This is a genomic window from Sphingobacterium detergens (genome assembly GCF_003610355.1).
In the GTDB taxonomy this organism is placed as follows: domain Bacteria; phylum Bacteroidota; class Bacteroidia; order Sphingobacteriales; family Sphingobacteriaceae; genus Sphingobacterium; species Sphingobacterium detergens.
Genome location: NZ_RAPY01000001.1, coordinates 2,129,417 through 2,150,098 on the forward strand (window position 1 = coordinate 2,129,417; position 20,682 = coordinate 2,150,098).

Below are 20,682 nucleotides of genomic sequence, written 5' to 3' on the forward strand. Positions count from 1 at the left end.
TTAATTTATTTTTAGAATAATCTGTCCACTTAACTTATCCCCTTTTTTTATTTTCTTACGGCCATAGCTATGCGGCGAGCCATAAAAAGGTTCTGATCCATTGTTTGAATAATCCGCTACCAACCATTGAATATGTTGATCTTGCTTCCATGCTCTGGAATATTGTTGTCCATTGGATAGTACCGTTACTTTAGCTCCAGGCCCATTTATGCTTGCCCAGTGAATATTTGCTTTGGTCGATCTAAAATCGTTTGATCCTAAACTATTGGCATCATCTTTCCAATCCTTCGCCTGTGGCTTCCCATGTTCCTCCACTTCATAAAGCGGAATGGCATTCAATGTAGCTTCACCTTCATTTCGCCCGATATGATTTTCTGGATAAGTTGAAAATGCTCCTTTGCGCGACCAAGCTAATTTATTGTACGATAAAGGCAATTCCATCATCAAACCTGATTGATAAAGATCCATTTCCTGCTCCCGTTGATAAAACATTTCGTATTCTACACGCAAAAGACCGTTCTTAAGGAAAACAAATTTTTGTTTTCCTTTTCCATTTTGATACGTAAGATTCATACTTACCGAAATGCTATCAGCCGAATCAATTGCCTCCACGGCATCGGCAAATAAGGTATATTGCTCATATTGTTTCAACGGTGCAATATTATTCTGATAGGTCTCTCCCGCTACATTCGGTTTTCCACCGTCCTCCGCATTCGCTTCGATTAATGCGACCGTAGGGCCTTTGCTCAAAATAAGTCCGCCATCTTTTCGCACGGATACCAATTTACCGTAGGTTCGACTAAATGTATAATCCAGATTTCCTTGTTTTACATAAATATACGCCGAATCTTGTTTCAGTTGTAACGCTGTCTCCAAAAACTGTTCTTGATTTTTTAGGTCTTTCTGAAACAGCTCATTTTCGACCTCATTGCCTTGATTATCTGTTGCAATAATCTGCAATGCATTGTACCTGCTTGGAATTGGCAAGGTTACCTGTCCACCTTTACGAGGTCCGATAGCAGCTTTGAACGGAAATTGTTTTCCATCGACAATGGCTACAAATTTAATTTGATCAAGTGAAAGAAAATCATACCTATTTTCAATCTCGATAACGACTTTACTACCTTTAGTAACCGGTTTACCGATTTTGATGGGCGAATAAGCCTTTTTCATGCCAAAGTACTCCGGTTTCGGTCTGCGCCATCCATCAATTGGCCCCCAAGGCCCATAACCCACAATACGTCCATCTGGAAGGTGAAAAGTATCATCAATACCACTCCAGATCGCTCCGCCCAAGTTGCCGGAATGTTTATAGATCGAGTCAACAAATGTCACCAAGGGAGCATTATAAGCCTCACGAATACCAGGATCGGTCAATAATTCACGTCTATTATAGGTAGACAAATGGGCGTATTCACCAAATAAAGTCGGTCTTGTCATGGTATCTGTTGCCTTAGGTCCGTTAATACCGGGATAGTGGTAATTGGCGATATCCGCTTTGCTTCCGCCATTGTTAAATCCACCCCAGGTCTGATCATGGAAACTCGTCGGGCGCGTTGGATCCAAGGCTTTTATACGCGAATTAACCTCGGCCCATAATGGGCTCCAATGCGATTCATTGCCCAGAGACCAAAATAATACCGAGGGATGATTGCGGTTGCTCAGCACATTATCGATATTTGCGCCAAGTAGGACAGGCAAGAAACGCTTGTCTTTATAATCCCATTTGCGCCAGATTGGTGAGGCATGATGCTGGATCCAGCTCAAAGCGGCCTCGCTCTCCACATACATACCCAATTCGTCTGCTGCATTCAAAAATTCCTCTGATGGAGGGTAGTGCGACGTGCGAATATAATTGACATTCGCCTGTTTGAATAAAAGCACATCCTGTCGATCTATTTCTGGATTTGAAGCCCTCCCGTTCAATGGATGTACAGCATGCCTATTCACCCCTCTCAACTTGACCGGTTTACCATTCACCATCAGCTGATTTTTGACGACTTCAATTTCACGGAATCCGACCTTTTGTTTATTGCTCTGTATCGCCTTACCATCCACAATCAATGCCGTTTCCAACACATAGAGGTAAGGTGTCTCGGCCGACCATTGCTTCGGTTTTTTTACCACTAATAGACTTTCGATCTGTTTATGGCTCCCTACTCCAAGCTGAATCTTGTCGGAGGATTTTTGAAGGACCGTTTTGCCGTCGGCATCTCGGAGTACGTAGCGCAATTGGACCTGCTGCTTCTGGTTCGAGCCATTTTGCACCAGACCAGCAAGTTTAAGCATTGCATGGACATATTTTGAATCGAAATCTGTTACGGCCTGTGCATCCGAAATATGCACCTTAGGCAGGGTAAACAAAGTCGCTTTGCGCAGAATTCCACCCACGGTATGTGCCGCATATTGAGAAACACAGGAGAGAATATCACTGATGGTGTTTGCCTGAATTTCTACAGTCAGTTTATTTTTACCCTTCTTCACTTTTCCGGTCAGGTCGACCTGAAAAGCAACAAATCCCCCTTCATGTTCACCAACCAACTGATCGTTAACTTTCACAAGCGCATGCGAACTGACCCCGTCAAAGCGAATATATACCGGATTACCTTCCCAATCGTCGGGCATATCAAATGAACGTTCATACACTGCCGTCTCACCCGCAGCGACATGCTGGCCTTGCATTTCCCATTCTCCCGGTACCTGAATGGCCACGGGTTTAGCGTCGGCCACTCTAAAATTCCATTGTCCATTCAAAAGAATGCGACTGGTTGTAGTCGTGGACAATTGATCAGGCAATGGCGTCAAAAATTGTCCACCTTGTTGCGCAGATAGATTTCCTAAGCTGGAACAGGTCAACAGTAGAACCAACCAGCTTCCTTTGGATAATTTGAACTTACATAATTCCATATTTTTCAAATGCTTCTTTGGCAGCCATGCCTTCCATCACTTTGTTTAATACTACTTTTTCTGCTCTCGCTTTCTCGAATGCCCGAGCGAAAACCTCCTGTTCATGTGCACGTGGAACTACGCAGACTCCATCAATGTCGCCGATCAACATATCGCCATCTTTGATCAGGACATTCCCAAAACGGATTGGCACGCGCCAGTCTATCACCTTTCCGCGCGGTGCCTGGTCCTGCGCATAACAGCCCATGGAAAAACAAGGAAAATCCAACGCCAAGATCCCGACGGTGTCTCTTGAGTAACCATTGACTATCGCCCCATGCGCACCCAATGCTTTTGCTCTTGCACTCATAATTTCACCCCAAAGTGCATAGTCTGGTGAGGAGCCACTGCAAATATAAATTTCTCCCGGGCCTAAATCATCCAAGGCTTCAAGCATAAAACCAAATGCTTTTGACAGCACCGGATTTTTCGATTGCTCCTCAGCATTCCCGCAGACATCGGCCTCCAATACCGTCATTGCTCTGCCTATTAAAAACAGATCGGATTTTAACGGTCTTATATTCGGTGGTAGAAATTGATGAAACAATCCCATTTTGTCCATCACATCCCCAATGACAGCCGTAAAAAGTTCCTTACGGATCAGCTCAAAGAGCTCCGCATCATTTGCCCATTCCACCAGATAGTTTTCTTTCATTTTTTATATAAATTAAATCATGTTACCACAAAAAGACATACAGGGCTACCAATACGCCCAGGATGAATAAACTCACTAATTTGAAACCACTGGAGGTCACAAAAAGAGTTCTATTCACGATTACTGTATCATTACGATAGTTTCGATTGCCCAGCAGGCTCACCAATACCATTGTTGCCACCGTACATATAAACACCACAAGAATCCGATTCATAAAGGGGCTTTCATCTAACCAGAAATTTTTAAAAAGCAAAGAATAGGCAAATGTAGCAATGGCGCCAGCAAAGGCTGCGTTAGGTGTTGTCCACGTTGTAAAGATACCCATCAGAAAAATCGCCAATACGCCTGGTGTGATAAAACCTGTAAATTCCTGAATAAACTGAAAGCCCTGATCCAGATGCTGCAATAGCGGAGCCAAGGAAGCACCAATGACCAAGGCGATCAGTACAGTTACTTTGCCCAGCTTCACCAAAGCTGTATCGCTCACGGCATCGCCTTTTATATTCTTATAAATATCCAAAGACACAATCGTTGCTATACTATTAACCTTTCCAGCCAGTGAGGCCACGATAGCAGCCGTTAAAGCTGCAAAAGCCAATCCTTTGAAGCCCGTCGGTAAAATCGAGAGTAGCAGCGGATAAGCTTTGTCCGGCTTCACCGTACTCCCCTCAAGCATACCTTGTGCAAAATTTAGGTTAGAACCTTCGTTGTATAAATAGTATGCGGCAATGCCGGGCAGCACTACAATCAAGGGCATAAACAGCTTCATAACGGCTGCAAACAACATCCCATTTTGGGCTGTTTTTAAATTTTTGGCTCCCAGTGCACGCTGGGTAATATATTGATTACATCCCCAATACGATAGATTGATCACCCACATGCCGCCCAATAGAACCGACCATCCAGGCAGATCCATATAAGCATCGGTACCATCGGGTTTTATCATCTGTCCTTTTTCGATAAAAAGATGAAAATGCTGTGGCACCTCCGTTTTCAAGATAAGGAGTCCGTCCAGCCAATGTCCCATGCCCTTTGTATGCGCCACGAGATTCAAGGCAATATAAGTTGTCGTAAGTCCACCAATAATCAATAACACAACCTGAATCACATCAGTATAACCAATCACCTTCATCCCGCCTAAAGCGATAATCAAGGCCAATACCGCCAACAGCCAAACAGCTACAAACATGGGAATCCCCGCAATGGACTGAATGGCCAAACCACCCAGATAAAGTATCGAGGTCAAATTGACAAAGACATAGACCAAGACCCAGAATACAGCCATCACCATACTCACCCGCGGATCGAAACGCTTACGCAGAAACCCAGGCATGGTAAAAATCTTATTCTTCAGATAAATGGGTAAAAACACGACCGCCACAATAATTAGTCCGATAGCAGCCATCCATTCATAGGATGCAATGGCCAGTCCCAGTGCAAAACCCGACCCCGACATCCCTATAAATTGCTCTGCAGAGATATTCGAAGCAATAATAGAAGCCCCGATTGCCCACCAGCTTAAGGAACCTTCCGCCAGAAAATAGTCGTGCGTTAGTGAACCCGAACTGTGTTTACGTCGATAAATGTAATAGCCATAGCCGCCGACAACAATAAAATACAGCAGATAAATGATTTGATCAATCCAAGCAAACATAGTGATATCATTAGAATTTTAATGTGATAGATCCCTGACAGGGTGAAGCTTCCAAGGTCTTGCAATAATTGCCCCAAGCAATTTCAGGATAATCCCATTTGTTGTTTACATACAAAACCAGTTGCTCATTTTCCAGGCGATCCATACGGCAAGCATTGTCTGCTTGCGGAGAAACCACATGCATCAGGTTCTTTGCGCCACTACCCATAGCGTAGTAGTATATATTCTCTTTCATTCCCTTCGCCTGCTGTGTTAGTGGATGCTGACTACGCGCTCCTTTATCGGCCCAATAGTAATAGTTGTGCGTATCCATGTACCACGACTGTTTGGGTTCTTGACCGTATGGCGTCTTATCTACATAAGACAAGCTTGCTGTTCCTTCATTACCCGCAAATGATTCTTGGGGATAATCGTTCCAATAACCATTTCTGCTCCAGGTAATACGATCGAGTTCATTGCTGAGATAATACTTTAGTCCAATTTCACGCAGGTAGCCATTGGGCTCACCCTGGGTATGGTATAAAGTCTTCATTTCTCCTTTACCATCGATAGTCAGATCAAACTGAATGGATAAACCGCCATTTTTTCCCACAATCGATACCAGGGCCAAATTGTCTTTGATGCGTACATCCAATTTGTTCAATTGCCAATTTTTATCTTCGAGCAGGTATTTGCTTGCACTTTTGCGTACTTCTGCACCGGTCAGGTGGTTGAGGTTGATGTCCATATTTAAGAAAGGACCTTTTTGGATCACCACTTTACCATCGATCAGCGCATTTTCGATCAAGCCTGTTATTTTTGAAACCGGAAAGGTGAAATTCCTTCCCGTGATCAGGTAACGATTAGGCTCTTCAACAAGTTGTAGACCTCCATTTTGAGTCGATTCAGGTATTCTGACCTGATGCTCACCCAAGAAATAACGGTAGCTATCCAGCAGCATCCCTTTGCTATCCACAAAGCGCAAAGTCAGTTGCTCCCCCTGTTGCCAGGCTAAACCCGGTAGCTGAATATATCCTTTCTCATGCGGAGCAATATCGGGTAATGCCAATGTGTAGGTCTTCCCCTCATAGGTGTATTGCAGTTTAACTTCCTGGAGCGAAGTATGATCAAATCGATTGTATACGGGGATCGCTAGTGGCTGAAAGCGTGCAAAATCAGGTATTATCTTTCCTTTCAACGTGACTAATACAGGAGACTGCGCTTTTTTTGTTGACCAAAATTCAGGTTTCTTGCGCCGCCAGACATCGACGATCCCCCATTCACCGTAGCCTACCGCCTGTCCCTGAAAATCTTCAGGTTTGGCGGTACGGGAAAATTCCTTCCAAAAAGCAGTTCCCTTCTTCAGCTGCTGTGGAATCATAAATGCCTCATCCACATAGCCCCATATTGCACCGCCAAGCCCGCCTTGCTTCGGAAACAACCCACCCCACATCATGTCCATGGAGATACCCCAAAATTCACGGATATTCGGATCATCCTGTAAGGTTTTATACGTATAACATGCCGGATGAGCCCATTCATCAAATAAAGCTGGGATGCCATGTCCCTCAAAGTTACGCGTGGTCTTGCCATACTGTGTCAAGTTACCATACACGTCCTGATAGTGCATGCTCAGGATTTCATAAATCTTAGGTTCGGTGGTTTGCGAGCCCGGATAACTCCAGATGATAGGCCTTGTGGGATCCGCCTGTTTCACAAAATCGTGGCTTTTTTTAAAATTATCGCCATAGATTGATTCATTTCCAATGGACCAGAATAGCACAGCGGGATGGCTTTTAAAGGTATTGACCATCTCGCGCGATTGGCTCAAGTATTGGTCCGTCTTTTTCGGATCATTTTGCGAGTTGCCCGGGGCATAGTTTTTTTGTCTATACGTATCCACAAAACAGATCGCAGTCTCTACTTCCACATAAATACCGTATTGGTTGCAATATTCGACGAAACGCTCCGTAGGTGGATAATGCGAAGTACGAACGAAATTGATATTTGCTTCTTTAAACAATTGAACGTCTAGGCTATCATAATAAGCCGAAGCACTGCGTCCTAAGGTCGGGTGCATATCGTGCCGATTGGCTCCACGTAGCTTTACAGGTTTGCCGTTTACCATAAGCTGATCTTTGACCACTTGTACTTCGCGGAAACCGACCGATTTATGAAAGGCATACGTAGCGCTCCCCTGCTCTTTCACTTCCACATCCAACCGATAAAGATTTGGATGTTCGGCATCCCATTTTAGTGGTGCAGCTACACGCAACACATGGCTGTTGGCACCATCTACAATTGGTTTTTCAGGATTATCCAAGACAGTACTTTTGCCGTTTGGATCAGTCAATGTATACTTAATCGTAGCTCCTTTGGCCGCAAAACCGCCAAAATCCAATTTTAGCTGAGCGTCTGTATATGACGTATCAAAGGCTGTTTCAAGGTTAAAGTCGGTCACAGGATGTGTAGCAGTTGCAAATAAGGTGACATCCCGTAAGATTCCACCTACCGGATGATGTGCATAACCAGATGCGTACGAAATATCATCCAGTTGATCCTGTACTTCCAGCTCGATTTCATTTTGCCTTCCGAAGATCACATAAGGTGTAATATCTACTTCCCAACGTGTAAATCCACCATGATGGCTTGTCACCGCTTTACCATTGATGCTCAGTTTGGCAAAGCTATATACACCATCAAAACGGATAATCGTCTTTTTACCCTTATACTGACTGGGTACTAAAAATTTGCGTCTATAAAAAAATGATTGGTCGTGTTGAATACCATAGCCCTGCATGACAGCTTCCCCGGGAACCTGAATATTTTCCCAGGTCGAACTACGGTCAAATTTGAAATTCCATTGGCCATTTAAGGATTGTACAGGAGCTTTCAGACCAGTCACTTTGGCCGGCAACTGATAAGCTGCCTGCTGCGCCATTGCCAAACTCCCCATTACCCCCCACAAGGCCAACAATACCATTTTTTTTAGTTTTTTCATATCATAATAGGTTGTAATTCCACCCGATTCAAACGCAATACGACGTTGTTACATTCTTTGTCAAAGATAGATGCTCTCGTATCGCAATACTACAACTGGTTATACAAAAAATAAAACTATTTATACCCAATTAAAAACATATGACACATTATTAAGTGAATATTGTTTGAAATATCAATAAATCATTTATTTTTGTAGACAACCAATGCATCTAGTTATGAACAAATTATCCAAACCTCAATTTATCGAACTTGCTCCCCCCAGCGAAAAGACAATCCATGTTAAATTGGTCGATCAGGAATTTTTGAGTAACCCGCTTCATTTTCATGAGTTGTGTGAACTGGTCTTGATTTTGGAAAGTTCCGGTAAGCGCATTGTTGGTAACAACGTAGCCACCTTTACGGAAGGTGACTTGGTATTGATGGGACCCAATATCCCCCATATCTGGCGTAATGATGATGTATTTTTGCAGCAGGATAACCAATTACGTGCCCGTGCAATTGTCATTTACTTTCCAGCAGATTTTCTACTCCGTTTGACCGACGAGCACCAGACGATTCAGGCAATGCAACATTTTATCCGTAAAGCCCAACGCGGGCTTCGATTTTATGGTGCAACATTGGATAAAGCCGATGCTCTCATGGCCAATATCAGTGATAGGGACGGATTCCCTCGGATTATCGAATTCCTCAAACTCATCCAGTTGCTGCAGGAAACAGCCGAATTTGAAAGCCTCGCTTCTGAAGGTTATCGACCCACATTTAGTGAACAGGAGACCCAACGTATCAATAAGGTCTACCTCTATGTCATGAGCAATTTTAAAGAAGATGTTAATCTACAGGTTGCCAGCGACATGCTCAATATGACCCCAAATGCTTTCTGCCGCTTTTTTAAACGCCATACCCAAAAGCCTTTTTCGCGATTTGTCAATGAGATGCGGATTGGTCATGCTTGCAAATTACTGATGGACCGTACACTGAGCATTTCGGAGATCTGTTACGAATGTGGCTATCAAAACCTGACGAATTTTAATAAGTTCTTTAAGTCCATTATGAACAAGACACCACGGGAGTTTCGAAAAGAGATGGATATGTAAGTCCCGCCAAAAAGATCCAATAGCAACGGGTTGATATCCGCTACAAACAAGAAAGGCTGTACAAAAGTACAGCCCACTCCTACCAATTTACTGAAACTAACACCTATTTAAAAACCCTTTATTGTTTTCAACGTATAATCTTGAGCGTCACCATTCGCTGCTGTCACCCGATACATTCTATCCTGTGAAAAATCGCCTGGTTTACCCAATACTGGAGATCCATTGAGCGGCGAAACCACCGAAACGTCCGACACGGTGATCGTAACCCACAGATTAGCAAGTTGATCTTTTTGAATTCGTTTTTTAAACTCATCAAATAACATCTGCTTGGTGACGGATCCCGAAGGCCCCGCCTTCTTAACTGAGTTGATATCGTACGAAATCGTAGACGTATATCCTTTTTGTCCATTCGTATCAAAAGCTACAGCCATATTCTTAAAAACGATCTCACAGACCCGGTCAAGCTCAATCTCCTGCATGGGAGTTCCTTTCTGTATGGTATCATTATAGAGAAAGCGGTATGAATAACTTACGGCAGTCAATTTGTTGTCTGGCGAGTTTGGCAGCTCCTCATAGCCCTTTTTTAAACAGCTTCCCATCGCAATGAGCGTCAGCGCGCCGAGCAGAATACGCCCTATTTTGTGATTTATTCTATGCATAATCAATTTCATTATATCTGTATACCAAAGTTTTATTCCCATCCCGGATTTTGCTTCACGCCCGATTTCAAGCGGAATGTTTCGTTGATTGGCATCAAGTACCTTTTGGCAGAGAATCGAGCTTCCCCAACGACGTTATTGTCTTCAAAAAAAGAATAGGATTTACCATCTCTCGAAATTCGAATACCCCGTAAGGCGCCCTGTAATTCGGGAATAACAAATCCCGATCCTACATAAGCTCCATCACGCAGACCACCCGATGTGCGCATGCCCCAGCGTAACAGCGACCAATACCGATCGTTATTTTCGTAAACCATCTCCACATTGCGTTCTCTTTTGTAGGCTTCAAAAAGTGAGTTCCCCCAATTGTTGCCCGAAAGTGTATTTAAATATTGGTTGACACTACTTTCAGAAAAACCACCATGACGTACCATGGTCGGCAGCATGTATTTTTTTGCATTAGCGAAGTCCCCTTTCATGAGATAAGCTTCAGCCATATTGAGATAAGCCTCACCATAACGGAGCACCGAAAACACATAGTCCAATTTTTGGTCCGATGGAGAAGGTAGGCTCACAATATTATCGTAAAAATACTTCACCATCGCATAACCCGTACTGGAATTATAATTTTCGGTATTTCCGGACTGGTATCCATATTCCTGTACCGAACCTTCATTAATCTTGCTATTGGCATTGCTCACATTTCCATCCCTTCTAAAAAACACACGTACCTGATTGTTGAAATACATACAGCTATCATAGAGTATCGTTGCATAAAAGCGTTGGTCTCTTTTCTTGGTGTTGGAGAAATACATTTTCTCGTCCACATTTTTACCTGTCGTGACATAACTGGCGTTATTCCATGATTTCAACTGTCCATCTACATCTGAGACCAGATAGTCATCGACCAGGTCCTGCGTTGGCCACGAACCGCCATCCATGCCCCAAAAGTTCATCGTGACATTGATTGGAAAGTTAGCTTTGGCATAAGCCGAAAACTTACCCGTGGACCAAAGCCCCTGATATTGCATAGGCACATCATAGAGGGAGGTATTTGTTTTGTTACGCTCACGGGTAAGGATAAACTCGGTGGCCGTAACTGCAGTTTCATAGGATCGAAACATGTTGTAGTAAGGACTGAGTTGCGTCCCACCATTACTGAGCCCCAATGCCTCACCCGACTGAATCACTTTATCATAATACCCGCTATTTGCAGCCCCTCCATCCACATACGCAGCAGCCTGCAACCCTATGCGCATGATCATAGCATTTGCAGCTTTGGCAGTAGCCCGTCCCTTTTCGGCAGTTGCCGGAAGAGCCGCTGCAGCTTTTTGAAGATCGGCCAGCATAAAATCGTAAGTTTCCTTGGCTGAACTTCTCGGAATCTGAAGATCATCATCCAGTGTCAACACTTTGTCAATCAGTTGCAGTCCACCATATAGTTTGGCATACACAAAGTAGTGCGCAGCCCTTAAAAAATATAACTCCCCTAAACTCCTGTTCTTAAATTCACTCGAAAAAGTCGTGCTTGTTTCAATATTGGCAATTGCCGAATTGATACGCCATAAAAGTGAATAATTTAACCAGCCATAATTATCTGATTTTAGCATGAGCTCGGCCCTTTCTTTTGTCCAAAAGGCACCGTTCAGCGTACCCACCATCACATTTTTAGTGGTCCCTTCCGATCTTGCCGAATAAGGATGCGCATATCCCGACATCCAGGCATCGGTACCCAATACATCAGCATATACCTGATAAATATAGGCTGTTGTCAAATTTTCACTATTCCAGGTCTGCTCACCAGTAATTTTATCGTATGGTGTTGTTTCCAAAAACTTTTTACAGGAAGAGAAGAACATCACCGTCAAGCCCAGCATCCCTATTATCAAACGTTTTTTCATAATTTTCTTAGTTAATTAAAATCCCAATAAAAATCCCGCGGAGTAGGTTCGCATCATTGGATATGCGTAACCATCAAAAGTGTTGGATTCGGGATCACCATATTTGACTGATGGACCAAATGCCAACAGGTTTACACCCGAGACAAAAAAGGTCAAGTTGTTCATCCATTGCTGCGACTTCATGATCGAATATTTAAAATCATACGATAGGGTTAAGGATTTCAATCGAACATAATAGGTATTTCGGGCCCAGAAGTCTGAGGACGAATAGTTGTTGTTATTGTTCAAACTAGCGTTGCCGGGTCTTGGCATCGTCGCATTCGGATTGGATGGCGACCAATTGTCGTTCTGAAACTGAAAGTCCAGGCGTCGTTCGCCTTCGGAGCCCATGGCCACATTGGAGAAGTAATTTTGTTTCATCCCTGTTCCCTGAATGGTAGATTGTACACTGAAGCCTTTGTAACTCGCGCCCAAGTCTACCCCATAAACGAATGTCGGGCTCGAATTATGTCCATAACGCACCTGATCCTGCCCATCAATCTTACCGTCACCATTGACATCCTGGTACCAGAGATCTCCAAGTCTGAGGTCTGTTGAAGTTTCGCGTTTGGGATTATTCAGAATATCCTGTGGGTTCGTATAGAACTGTGCCCCCACATAACCAGTACCCACGTAACCATAGTAATTACCTTGCTGACGAATCCGCGGATTAGCCAAGGTGACACTGTCCTCGTTGGTTTTAAAGGCAAACGATTTATAATAGGTAAAATTAAAACCAGCATTAAAATCAACATTGCCAATCTTGTCCTTGTATTTGATAAAACCATCAAGTCCCTCTTTCCGGTCTTCGGCATTGGTCACCACTAATGGAAGTGTATACCCGATGGGTTCTGTATAGCGATAGGAATTATCGGCGGCGAGATAGCCTTTGGTTTTTTCAAAGAAATAGTCCAACGCACCATCGACCTTATTTCCAAATAGTGCAAAATCGGCGCCTATATTGTATTTCGATCGGGTATACCAGGTCATGTTGATACTTGGCTGTGCACCAGGGGTAACCGTATTGACCAACTTCCCATCCACCACATAACCATTTGTATTGTAGTTGTACGTTGCGAGATAAGCATATGCCCAGTGATCCGCATCATTGAGACCAATTTGCCCGTAAGAGCCCCTCAGTTTCAAATAAGTCAAGACATTTTTGGCCTTTATATCTTTGAAGAAGTTTTCCTCAGACAGCGCCCAACCAGCGGAGAATGAGGGGAAGAAGCCCCATCTTTTGGTTGATATAAAATTGTCTGAACCGTCATAACGTCCGGCAAAATCAAAAATATAACGCTGTTTATAATCGTAATGAAACTTGCCCACATACCCCATCCATGCCTGTTTGCCTTCGGTATTGCTCGCTGTGATCAACTCCGCATCACCTTTTTGAATCTGTTTGATCGCTGTGGTGTAAAACCCACGGGAACCCGCATTTAAGGCATTGCTATAATACTGACGCATGTTTTGAACCAGGGTTGCTTCCACATTGTGGCCATCGCCAAATGTCCGCCGATAATCGGCTCTGAAATTGACGTCAAAGTTTTGGGTCATATACGAAGAGCGTCCGACACTAATGTTTGTAGGATCTTCTTTTGTTGCATTTCCCTGTTCATCGTAATAGGTAGCTGTTTCTACCCAGTCTACACGATCCTGAGATTCGATGTTAAAATTCCCATTAAATCCGAGGCTCAACCCTTCAACCCACGGCACGTTCCAGTTGAGGGCCCCCGATAGTTGATTATACACCGTCTTTAACTTGATATAACCAGGGCTCAGTAATGCCAATGCTGGGTTATCAAACTGGTTGGATATTTGGCCGCTGGATGTAAAGGGTTTCTCAAATGGATTACGATCGCGCAGCCTACTGTAGATTGTATAGGCACTTGCTGGTGGATAATCCTCATTTCGGATGTATCCATTGACATTGAAATCGAGTTTCAGTCCGATTTTATCAAAGTTGCTCGACACATTGCTCCGATAGGTATACCGGTGATAATTCAGTGATTTGGCTTTATAAATACCCTCTTGACTAAAGGCGTTGAGACTACCAAAGAAACGTAGCTTTTCGCTACCGCCATTCAGTGAAAGCGTATGGTCCTGTTGCGGCACAAACCTGCGGGTCAGTTCTTTTTCCCAGTTGGTGTAGTTACCGGGATTATTTTTGATATCCTCCATTTCTTCAGCGGTCTTGAACGAGTTGACTCCCATTCCCAAGGCCTGATTAAGGTTGTTGATCGCTGTGGCATATTGATAGGCATCCATGCGTTTGGTTTGGTAGGAAGGCGTATTAAAGCCAAAATTTGCCTGGTAATTGACATTGAGTTTACCCGAATCACCCTGTTTGGTGGTAATCAGCACAACCCCATTTCCGGCATTCATTCCATACACTGCTGTTGAAGCCGCATCTTTCAAAATCGTCATCGATTTGATATCCGCCTTATTGAGGCTAAAAAATTGCTGTTGTGTGGAGATAAATCCATCAATTACATAAAGCGGTGTCCCATTGCCCCGAATGGAAATACTGGCGCCATTTTGCCCAGGTTCGGCCGAGCCCTGCTGTACGATCACCCCAGGAATTCTTCCCTGCAAAGCCGACCCCATGTCTCCAAAGGGCAGATTTTCAATCGTTTTTGCATCAAAAGAGGCGATAGCAGTAGAGTTTTTCTTCACACTGGTCGTACCAAAACCAATAACAACGACCTGATCCAAAGCGATATCATTATCATCCAAGAAAATTTCTATGTTCTTTTGGGCGCCGTGAACAGGGATTTCCTGATTTCTATAATTTACATGGCGAACAATCAAGGTCGAGCGGTCAGCCACACGGATGGAAAAATGGCCCTCATCATCAGTTTTCGTTCCGATTTTACTATCCTCTTTAGACAATATCGTTACGTCAGTCAGTCGTTCACCTTTTTTATTCCGCACGGTTCCCTCGATCAGGACCGGTTCCGCCTTTTGTGCTTTGCTGTTCAGTCCGCCTTTGTAAGACCATTGGATGGTAAACATCTTTTCACTTTCGGGCCTTCCCTTGGCAAATGCATCCTGTTCATGACAAATAGACAAGACAAGTATCCCTACTCCCATTCCAACCTTCAACAGGTCCAAATTGCCCATACGATCCCTAGGCTTTTTATTGGTCAACAGTTTTTTCATAAATAATAATAAGTTAGTTTATAATTCAGCATAGGTAGACGACGGCACCATGGATTCGCTTCGGTTTACAATGCTATTATTAACCAAAATTATAACAGATCGAATGGAGAAACTAAAACTTGAAAATCAATTATTGAAACTATATTACCCCTTATATAGCTGATAACAAGTGTATACACAGCCAAAATCTAAGTCAAACAAATACTCTTGGAGATTATGTGATCGAATAGAAAAGTTGCAAAAAAATAAGTTAGCTAAAACATCTATAATACAATTCAGCTTGTGGCTCCAAACTATTGTCATTCTTGACCTCAACAGCTTTTCTATGTTTATTGTTGCGTAAGATTTCGCTTTTGTTGTCCGTCTAAATCAAAAATGATCGCTGTAGCATTTGCTAAAGAAATCTTTTTTTCAAGCAGAATCAATCAAATGAACGCATCTTCATAAAGTATCACGACTAGTTTTTTAAATCTAATTTTTCGGAACAAATCATAGTTCCTTAGCTCAATAGACAGTTGCCAAATCAACATATAATCAAGCCGAAAGGGTTAAAAAAGTTTATATATTAAGCAATAAACTTTTAAAATAAAATACAAATCCCTATTAATTTAGTGTAGATATTAAAAATAAGTCATTCCATAAGGATTAAGATATTATTTTGCTTATCACAACCAATTTATTCAACACACGACACGTAGGAATTTACTTACCAACCCCAATATAAATTATGAGAATTTTTTTAAACATCCTTATTCTTGTCGCAGTGCTAACATCACTGAATTCTTGTCGGAAGAGCCAATTTGCACTTTCTCCATTAAATGATTCATTATCCAACGCGCTTGACACTGTTTACACTTCGGATCATCCGTACAATCTCAATGTCGTCCTATTTGTACCATCTGACATGGTACCGAATGCCGACTACGAAAGACGTATCAGCGAAAATCTACTGTACAAACAAAATTTTGTAAAGACTTGGATGCAACATTGGGGATATGGAGCTAAAACGTTTGGTTTACTCAAAAATGCATCCAATCGTGTTAAGATTCATGTCATTCAGGGTAAATTGCCAACTTCATCCTATCCTTACGATGGTGGTGAACCCGCCATGTGGCAGGAGATCAGCGATTATTTTAATACCCATCAAAAATCCAGCGACCATTACTTTATCTTGACTACGGTGAATAAATATGGAAAGCAAATGGCGCCTTATTACGGGATAGGCACTAAATGTTATGGGATAGATTTTCCGGATATGGAAATTGTTAATATGGGCCGAACTGATACGGCTGGACTTGCTTCTTCTTGGATAGGAGGTAATACGCATGAGATGATGCATGGTCTCAACCTTCCGCACAATGGCGGTCTGGTCTCTCAAAATGCATTGTATGGCACTCCAATTATTACAGGTAATGGCGGAACATTTGTTGTAGCACCTACATATCTAGATGCATGGGACTGTGCTGTACTGGGTAATGGGCAGGTATTCAGCAGCACTGCTCGCACAGACTGGTATCAAGATCCTGGAGCAAAAATCAAGAGCTTACATGCACACTATGATGATGCATCCCAAAAAGTAATTGTATCAGGAAAATTCAGTAGCAACAAGAAAGTCAATTTTATAGGCTTCACCAACGACCCCAAACGAAGTGCCGGTGATGGAAACTATGATTCCGAAAATTGGGTGGTTTCTCCCATCGGGGTAGATAGCTTCTATACCGAAATAGCGATTACAGAATTTAAAGATCGTGGTAATTATCAAAATGATTTTACAATCAGTTTAATCCACGAAAATGGGTATAGACATGTCAATAGCTACAGCTATCAAATGATCAGTGGGAAGCCTGATATCCAATTTGGTGACAGGCCTGAATACAATAAAAGTAACTGGTCGCTGCTAAACTTCAGTTCAGAAGAGTCGCAGGCCGAAAACGGTTTTGCGATCAACTTAATTGATAATGACAGAAGTACACAATGGGTAAGTCGCTGGACTGGAACAAGCTCCACCCATCCGCATTATTTCACGATCGATATGGCAACAATAAAACCTGTCAATCGTTTTACTTTTGTTCAACGTGCGGGGGGTAGTAAACCCAAAGATATTCAGATTCAGGTGAGTTCAGACAACATAACTTGGCAAAATGCAGGAAGCTACGTACTTCCGAATGCCGCAGGTCCAACTGATGTTAAATTAACTTCAACACTTAATTTCAGGTATTTTAAAGTGACCATTACAAGTGCTACAGACGGCACACAATGGGCTGCATTAAGCGAAATCGGCACCTATAAGGACTGACAAATAAAAAAGTTAGCTACTAAAATGCACTGCCCCAAAAAGTCAAACACTTTCTGGGGCAGTCCTTGAATCAAAACGGATGTTTTTATAGTTTTCGGCACGGCCAGCAATAGCTTAGAAAGAAATTTCCATTTGATTTCTGCATTTTCTTTACTCATTATACGTAATTTATAAATTCCGTTTTCTTCATCTAAGGAAAGTATTTTTGACTGATCCAGGCGATATGGCTATTTTCTTTTGCTTTTTTCCATTATAGGCAATCACAAGTTCATAAGGATCCTCCTGAGCTACAGACGATGTTCCAAGGAGTTGTTTACCCTTACTATTCCATAACACATCTTTCAAATCAATATAGCCTTGCATAATATGTCTATTAGTAGAAATAACTTATTGATGATCTTCCTTGCGATGTACAGCAATCATTTTAGCCTCTCCAGAGGTCTGAGGAATTCAATTTTTAAGCTAATATCCTATTTTATTTCCCGGAGATGTTTTCTTAGCCAGGCAATGACAACTCTTCTATCTTGGATATTGTACTTCGACATGGCTTCCTCGATCCACAACTCACCATTTATGATTGCATTCACCACATCGATTTTTATTTTCTTGGTATATCGGGCTTTAACCTTACTGTGCTCATCCATAAAATCAATTTTTAGCATTTGATCAAATCAGACTATGAGAAAATTTATAGTTAAATTAACTTGCTTTTAAGAGTTCAACAATACGCTGAACCCGTACATCCCCCGATGTGTAAAAAGTATTGAGATCGATCACAAGAATCGGCATTCCATGACTATCCATTTTAAATAGCGACTGCTCCACAAATTGCCGGCAGAAATCCATTGATTCTTTATCTGGAAATATCTTTTTGCACTTATTTAATAAACCGTTAAAAAAAAGAGATGGATTAACAACCATTTTCAAATGGCTCTTAGCCGGGAATTTAATATTAGACAAATCCAATCCTCTTGAAAACACGACATCATTTAACTCAGCTCCTCCAAAATCGATAAACGGGGTTTTTAAAGGCTTAAATTTCCGGATGATAAAAAAATCCATCGCATAGAGGCTTTCAGCAGATGATATTCCATAGAACCACGAAGAGTCTATTTTCCCTTCAAAAACAACTTCTGCCAAATCAGTACCGTCAAATGTGGTTTTATTAAAATTGTTAGTAGAAAACACTAGTTTTTCAATCTTTATATTTCCAATAACAGTTTTTGAAAAATTATTCGATTTAAATGTACAATCGTACCATAATCCGAGATTTTGAAAAACAGCAGACTGAAAGTCACAGTCGATAAATTCGCAGGAAACAAAATGGCAGTTCCAGAATACCGAATGACCAAAATCCTTTGCTGTAATTGTGCTATTTACAAAAAAGCAATTTTTAAAAACTTTATAGCTGAAATCAAATGTTTCTATAGTGTCCTGTTCAAATACCCTTTCTATTGCATGCTCCATAAAGAATTGATCAATTTAAATTTACTAAAGGTGATATAAGTTGAAAATTTGATAATTAACAAAAAGCAACCTGTCGGGCGACAGGTCACTTTTTACCATCATCTGGAATAACCATTTCCAGCAATTATCTATAAAAAAGGGAATGCTATTTTCTTACGCAACGGATATTTTTCATTTGCGATTGCGCAAAGTTGCCTGATGCAGTAGCGAAATTCAACAAACTTGCTGTCAGGTCATCTGTGTTACCCGTTAGCAATCCATTGTCACCATGATAATACCAAGCACCATAACCAGCGAGACCACCGAAATCCAGTCCGGCTGTACCGGTCCAAACTTCAGCACGTGTACCGTCATTCTGTAAAGAAAAAGCCGGGATGATTTGTATATCTAGGAAGTTGATGTTATAACTACCACCATTAAAGTTAAAACGCAGTTTATTGCTTGGATATGGCGCTGTAGTCCCAGTTGCGTCGTATTCAAAATAACCTTTATTGCCTACTTTACCATAAGTGACCTGTTTTCCGCCGATACCCAATACACCTGTCAACTTTCTGAAGTCATTTTCGCTAGCCTGGCGCCATACTCCCTGTGGATACACCAAAGAACATGCGTCTTTGTATGTTCCAAATTTCGTTGGTTCAACCCCTCCGAAAGAAAAATATGTATTTCTTGCATTAGAGTGCGCATAGGTATGGTGAAAACGATACGGATTATGCCCAGCCTGGTAGTAGAGATTCTGTCTAGCCCAGCGTACTCCATCTATAGTCAAAGGTGACTCTATCAAGTTGACAAGCAAGCGTTGGCTATTTCCTAAAGTTGGAGTTACGTTAAACGCAAAGTCAACTGGAGTACTTGAAAACTGGCGGATTGTATTATTATCAATTCGTAAGGCAAGATTTGAAACGCTGACTTTTATACCCCCAATTACCCTCGTTGGATCTGCGGTGTAGGCATAGGCAATCTTAGCATCCTGGTAAGCAGGATCTATATCGACAAACGTCGCAAATGGGATCTCCTGATCAGCAGTTATCAGATCACTAAGTCCGCCAGTTGCAACATCAATTGTTGCTGTCTTCAATCCCGCAACAGCCACTTTAGCGCCAGTCATATTGGCAAACATTCCTTCCGAATTTAACTCCACCCCCAATCTCGCAAATTTATGTTTAAAGGCAATATTAATGGGCACATTTACGGTGGTTCCCCCCGTTGGTATAGATGTCACCCCTGTTGCATACAAAATATCTTTTCCAGCAGGAAGGTTAATTTTTGTATTCGTTGTGCTGATATCCGCAACCTCTTCGCCAGTGTTGTAGGATAATGCGACCCATTTATAGGTTGTTCCTTGTTTAACATCTAATGTTCCTTGTGTTCCTGAAGTAAACAATGTTGAAGAAATCAACTGCGTACCATCCTGCGAGAATAAGTACAAACGATATTTTACGCCATTTTCTACTGCCGCAGCTCTGACGCCAGCGGAACTTCCACTTTTAGCTGCTTTAACGACTCGTTGTGAGGCTTTGAGGGGTACATTATCGTCTATGGCCAAAACAGCGTCAAATTCTGGAAATTCTACTATCTTAGCGGTATTTTGTTTTGATACATCTGCACTTGCCGATGCACCTTTTGCAGAAATACCCCGCCCCTCATCAATACCCGAAACATTCAATACAAGTTTTGTTCCTTCTAATTGTGCTGTTTCTTCAATTTGTTCACTTTCTTTTGAACAGCTCAAAAAAGTAGTACTGCTTGCCAGTACCAATGCGATAGATGCCGCAGTCCAACTTAAATGTTTTACACGTAACATTTTCATAATTCTTTTTTGTTTTT

General features: G+C 42.1%; 14 protein-coding genes. 2 read left to right on the forward strand and 12 right to left on the reverse strand.

Going from position 1 to position 20,682, the window contains the following annotated elements:
* The 4 genes from DFQ12_RS09270 to DFQ12_RS09285 are packed head-to-tail and all read right to left on the reverse strand — an operon-like array spanning position 1 to position 8,235.
* Positions 1-2,907, reverse strand: coding sequence for a glycoside hydrolase family 2 protein (locus tag DFQ12_RS09270; RefSeq protein ID WP_120258651.1), 2,907 nt, complete (start codon positions 2,905-2,907; stop codon positions 1-3).
* On the reverse strand, positions 2,894-3,601 hold the full coding sequence (locus DFQ12_RS09275) for an RraA family protein (RefSeq protein WP_120258652.1): 708 nt from the start codon (positions 3,599-3,601) through the stop codon (positions 2,894-2,896). The genes DFQ12_RS09270 and DFQ12_RS09275 overlap by 14 nt, the downstream gene beginning before the upstream one ends.
* A gap of 22 nt (positions 3,602-3,623) precedes the next feature.
* On the reverse strand, positions 3,624-5,255 hold the full coding sequence (locus DFQ12_RS09280; RefSeq protein ID WP_120258653.1) for a sodium:solute symporter family transporter: 1,632 nt from the start codon (positions 5,253-5,255) through the stop codon (positions 3,624-3,626).
* A gap of 10 nt (positions 5,256-5,265) precedes the next feature.
* Positions 5,266-8,235, reverse strand: a complete 2,970-nt coding sequence (locus DFQ12_RS09285) for a glycoside hydrolase family 2 protein (RefSeq protein ID WP_120258654.1) — start codon at positions 8,233-8,235, stop codon at positions 5,266-5,268.
* 217 nt (positions 8,236-8,452) lie between these two features.
* On the opposite strand from DFQ12_RS09285, the gene DFQ12_RS09290 reads away from it, so the two are divergent.
* A complete protein-coding gene (locus DFQ12_RS09290) occupies positions 8,453-9,331 on the forward strand; it encodes an AraC family transcriptional regulator (RefSeq protein WP_120258655.1) in 879 nt (292 codons plus the stop codon).
* Between the two features lie 107 nt (positions 9,332-9,438).
* Here the strand turns inward: DFQ12_RS09290 and DFQ12_RS09295 are convergent, their stop codons facing one another.
* From DFQ12_RS09295 to DFQ12_RS09305, 3 genes are read right to left on the reverse strand one after another with little or no spacing between them, the layout of a single operon-like run.
* The gene (locus tag DFQ12_RS09295; RefSeq protein WP_120259288.1) at positions 9,439-9,990 is read right to left on the reverse strand and encodes a DUF5018-related domain-containing protein; all 552 of its coding nucleotides are present in this window, start codon (positions 9,988-9,990) and stop codon (positions 9,439-9,441) included.
* Between the two features lie 32 nt (positions 9,991-10,022).
* On the reverse strand, positions 10,023-11,891 hold the full coding sequence (locus DFQ12_RS09300; protein WP_120258656.1) for a RagB/SusD family nutrient uptake outer membrane protein: 1,869 nt from the start codon (positions 11,889-11,891) through the stop codon (positions 10,023-10,025).
* A 15-nt stretch (positions 11,892-11,906) separates the two neighbouring features.
* On the reverse strand, positions 11,907-15,092 hold the full coding sequence (locus DFQ12_RS09305; protein WP_208642485.1) for a SusC/RagA family TonB-linked outer membrane protein: 3,186 nt from the start codon (positions 15,090-15,092) through the stop codon (positions 11,907-11,909).
* A gap of 727 nt (positions 15,093-15,819) precedes the next feature.
* On the opposite strand from DFQ12_RS09305, the gene DFQ12_RS09310 reads away from it, so the two are divergent.
* Entirely contained in the window at positions 15,820-17,388 is a 1,569-nt protein-coding gene (locus DFQ12_RS09310; RefSeq protein ID WP_120258657.1) for a discoidin domain-containing protein, read from the forward strand.
* Here DFQ12_RS09310 and DFQ12_RS28085 read toward each other — a convergent pair.
* From DFQ12_RS28085 to DFQ12_RS09325, 5 genes are all read right to left on the reverse strand, one after another.
* Positions 17,376-17,546: a hypothetical protein gene (locus DFQ12_RS28085; protein WP_167457223.1), complete on the reverse strand. Its 171-nt coding sequence runs from the start codon at positions 17,544-17,546 to the stop codon at positions 17,376-17,378. The two genes, DFQ12_RS09310 and DFQ12_RS28085, sit on opposite strands and share 13 nt — an antisense overlap.
* Before the next feature lie 28 nt (positions 17,547-17,574).
* Positions 17,575-17,751, reverse strand: coding sequence for a hypothetical protein (locus DFQ12_RS28090; RefSeq protein ID WP_167457224.1), 177 nt, complete (start codon positions 17,749-17,751; stop codon positions 17,575-17,577).
* 107 nt (positions 17,752-17,858) lie between these two features.
* Entirely contained in the window at positions 17,859-18,032 is a 174-nt protein-coding gene (locus DFQ12_RS28095; protein ID WP_167457225.1) for a hypothetical protein, read from the reverse strand.
* Between the two features lie 55 nt (positions 18,033-18,087).
* Positions 18,088-18,855 (reverse strand): pentapeptide repeat-containing protein, encoded by a 768-nt coding sequence (locus DFQ12_RS09320; protein ID WP_120258659.1) that lies wholly within the window; start codon positions 18,853-18,855, stop codon positions 18,088-18,090.
* Positions 18,856-19,000: 145 nt separating this feature from the next.
* Positions 19,001-20,665: a fimbrillin family protein gene (locus DFQ12_RS09325; protein ID WP_147420369.1), complete on the reverse strand. Its 1,665-nt coding sequence runs from the start codon at positions 20,663-20,665 to the stop codon at positions 19,001-19,003.
* Positions 20,666-20,682: the final 17 nt, after the last annotated feature.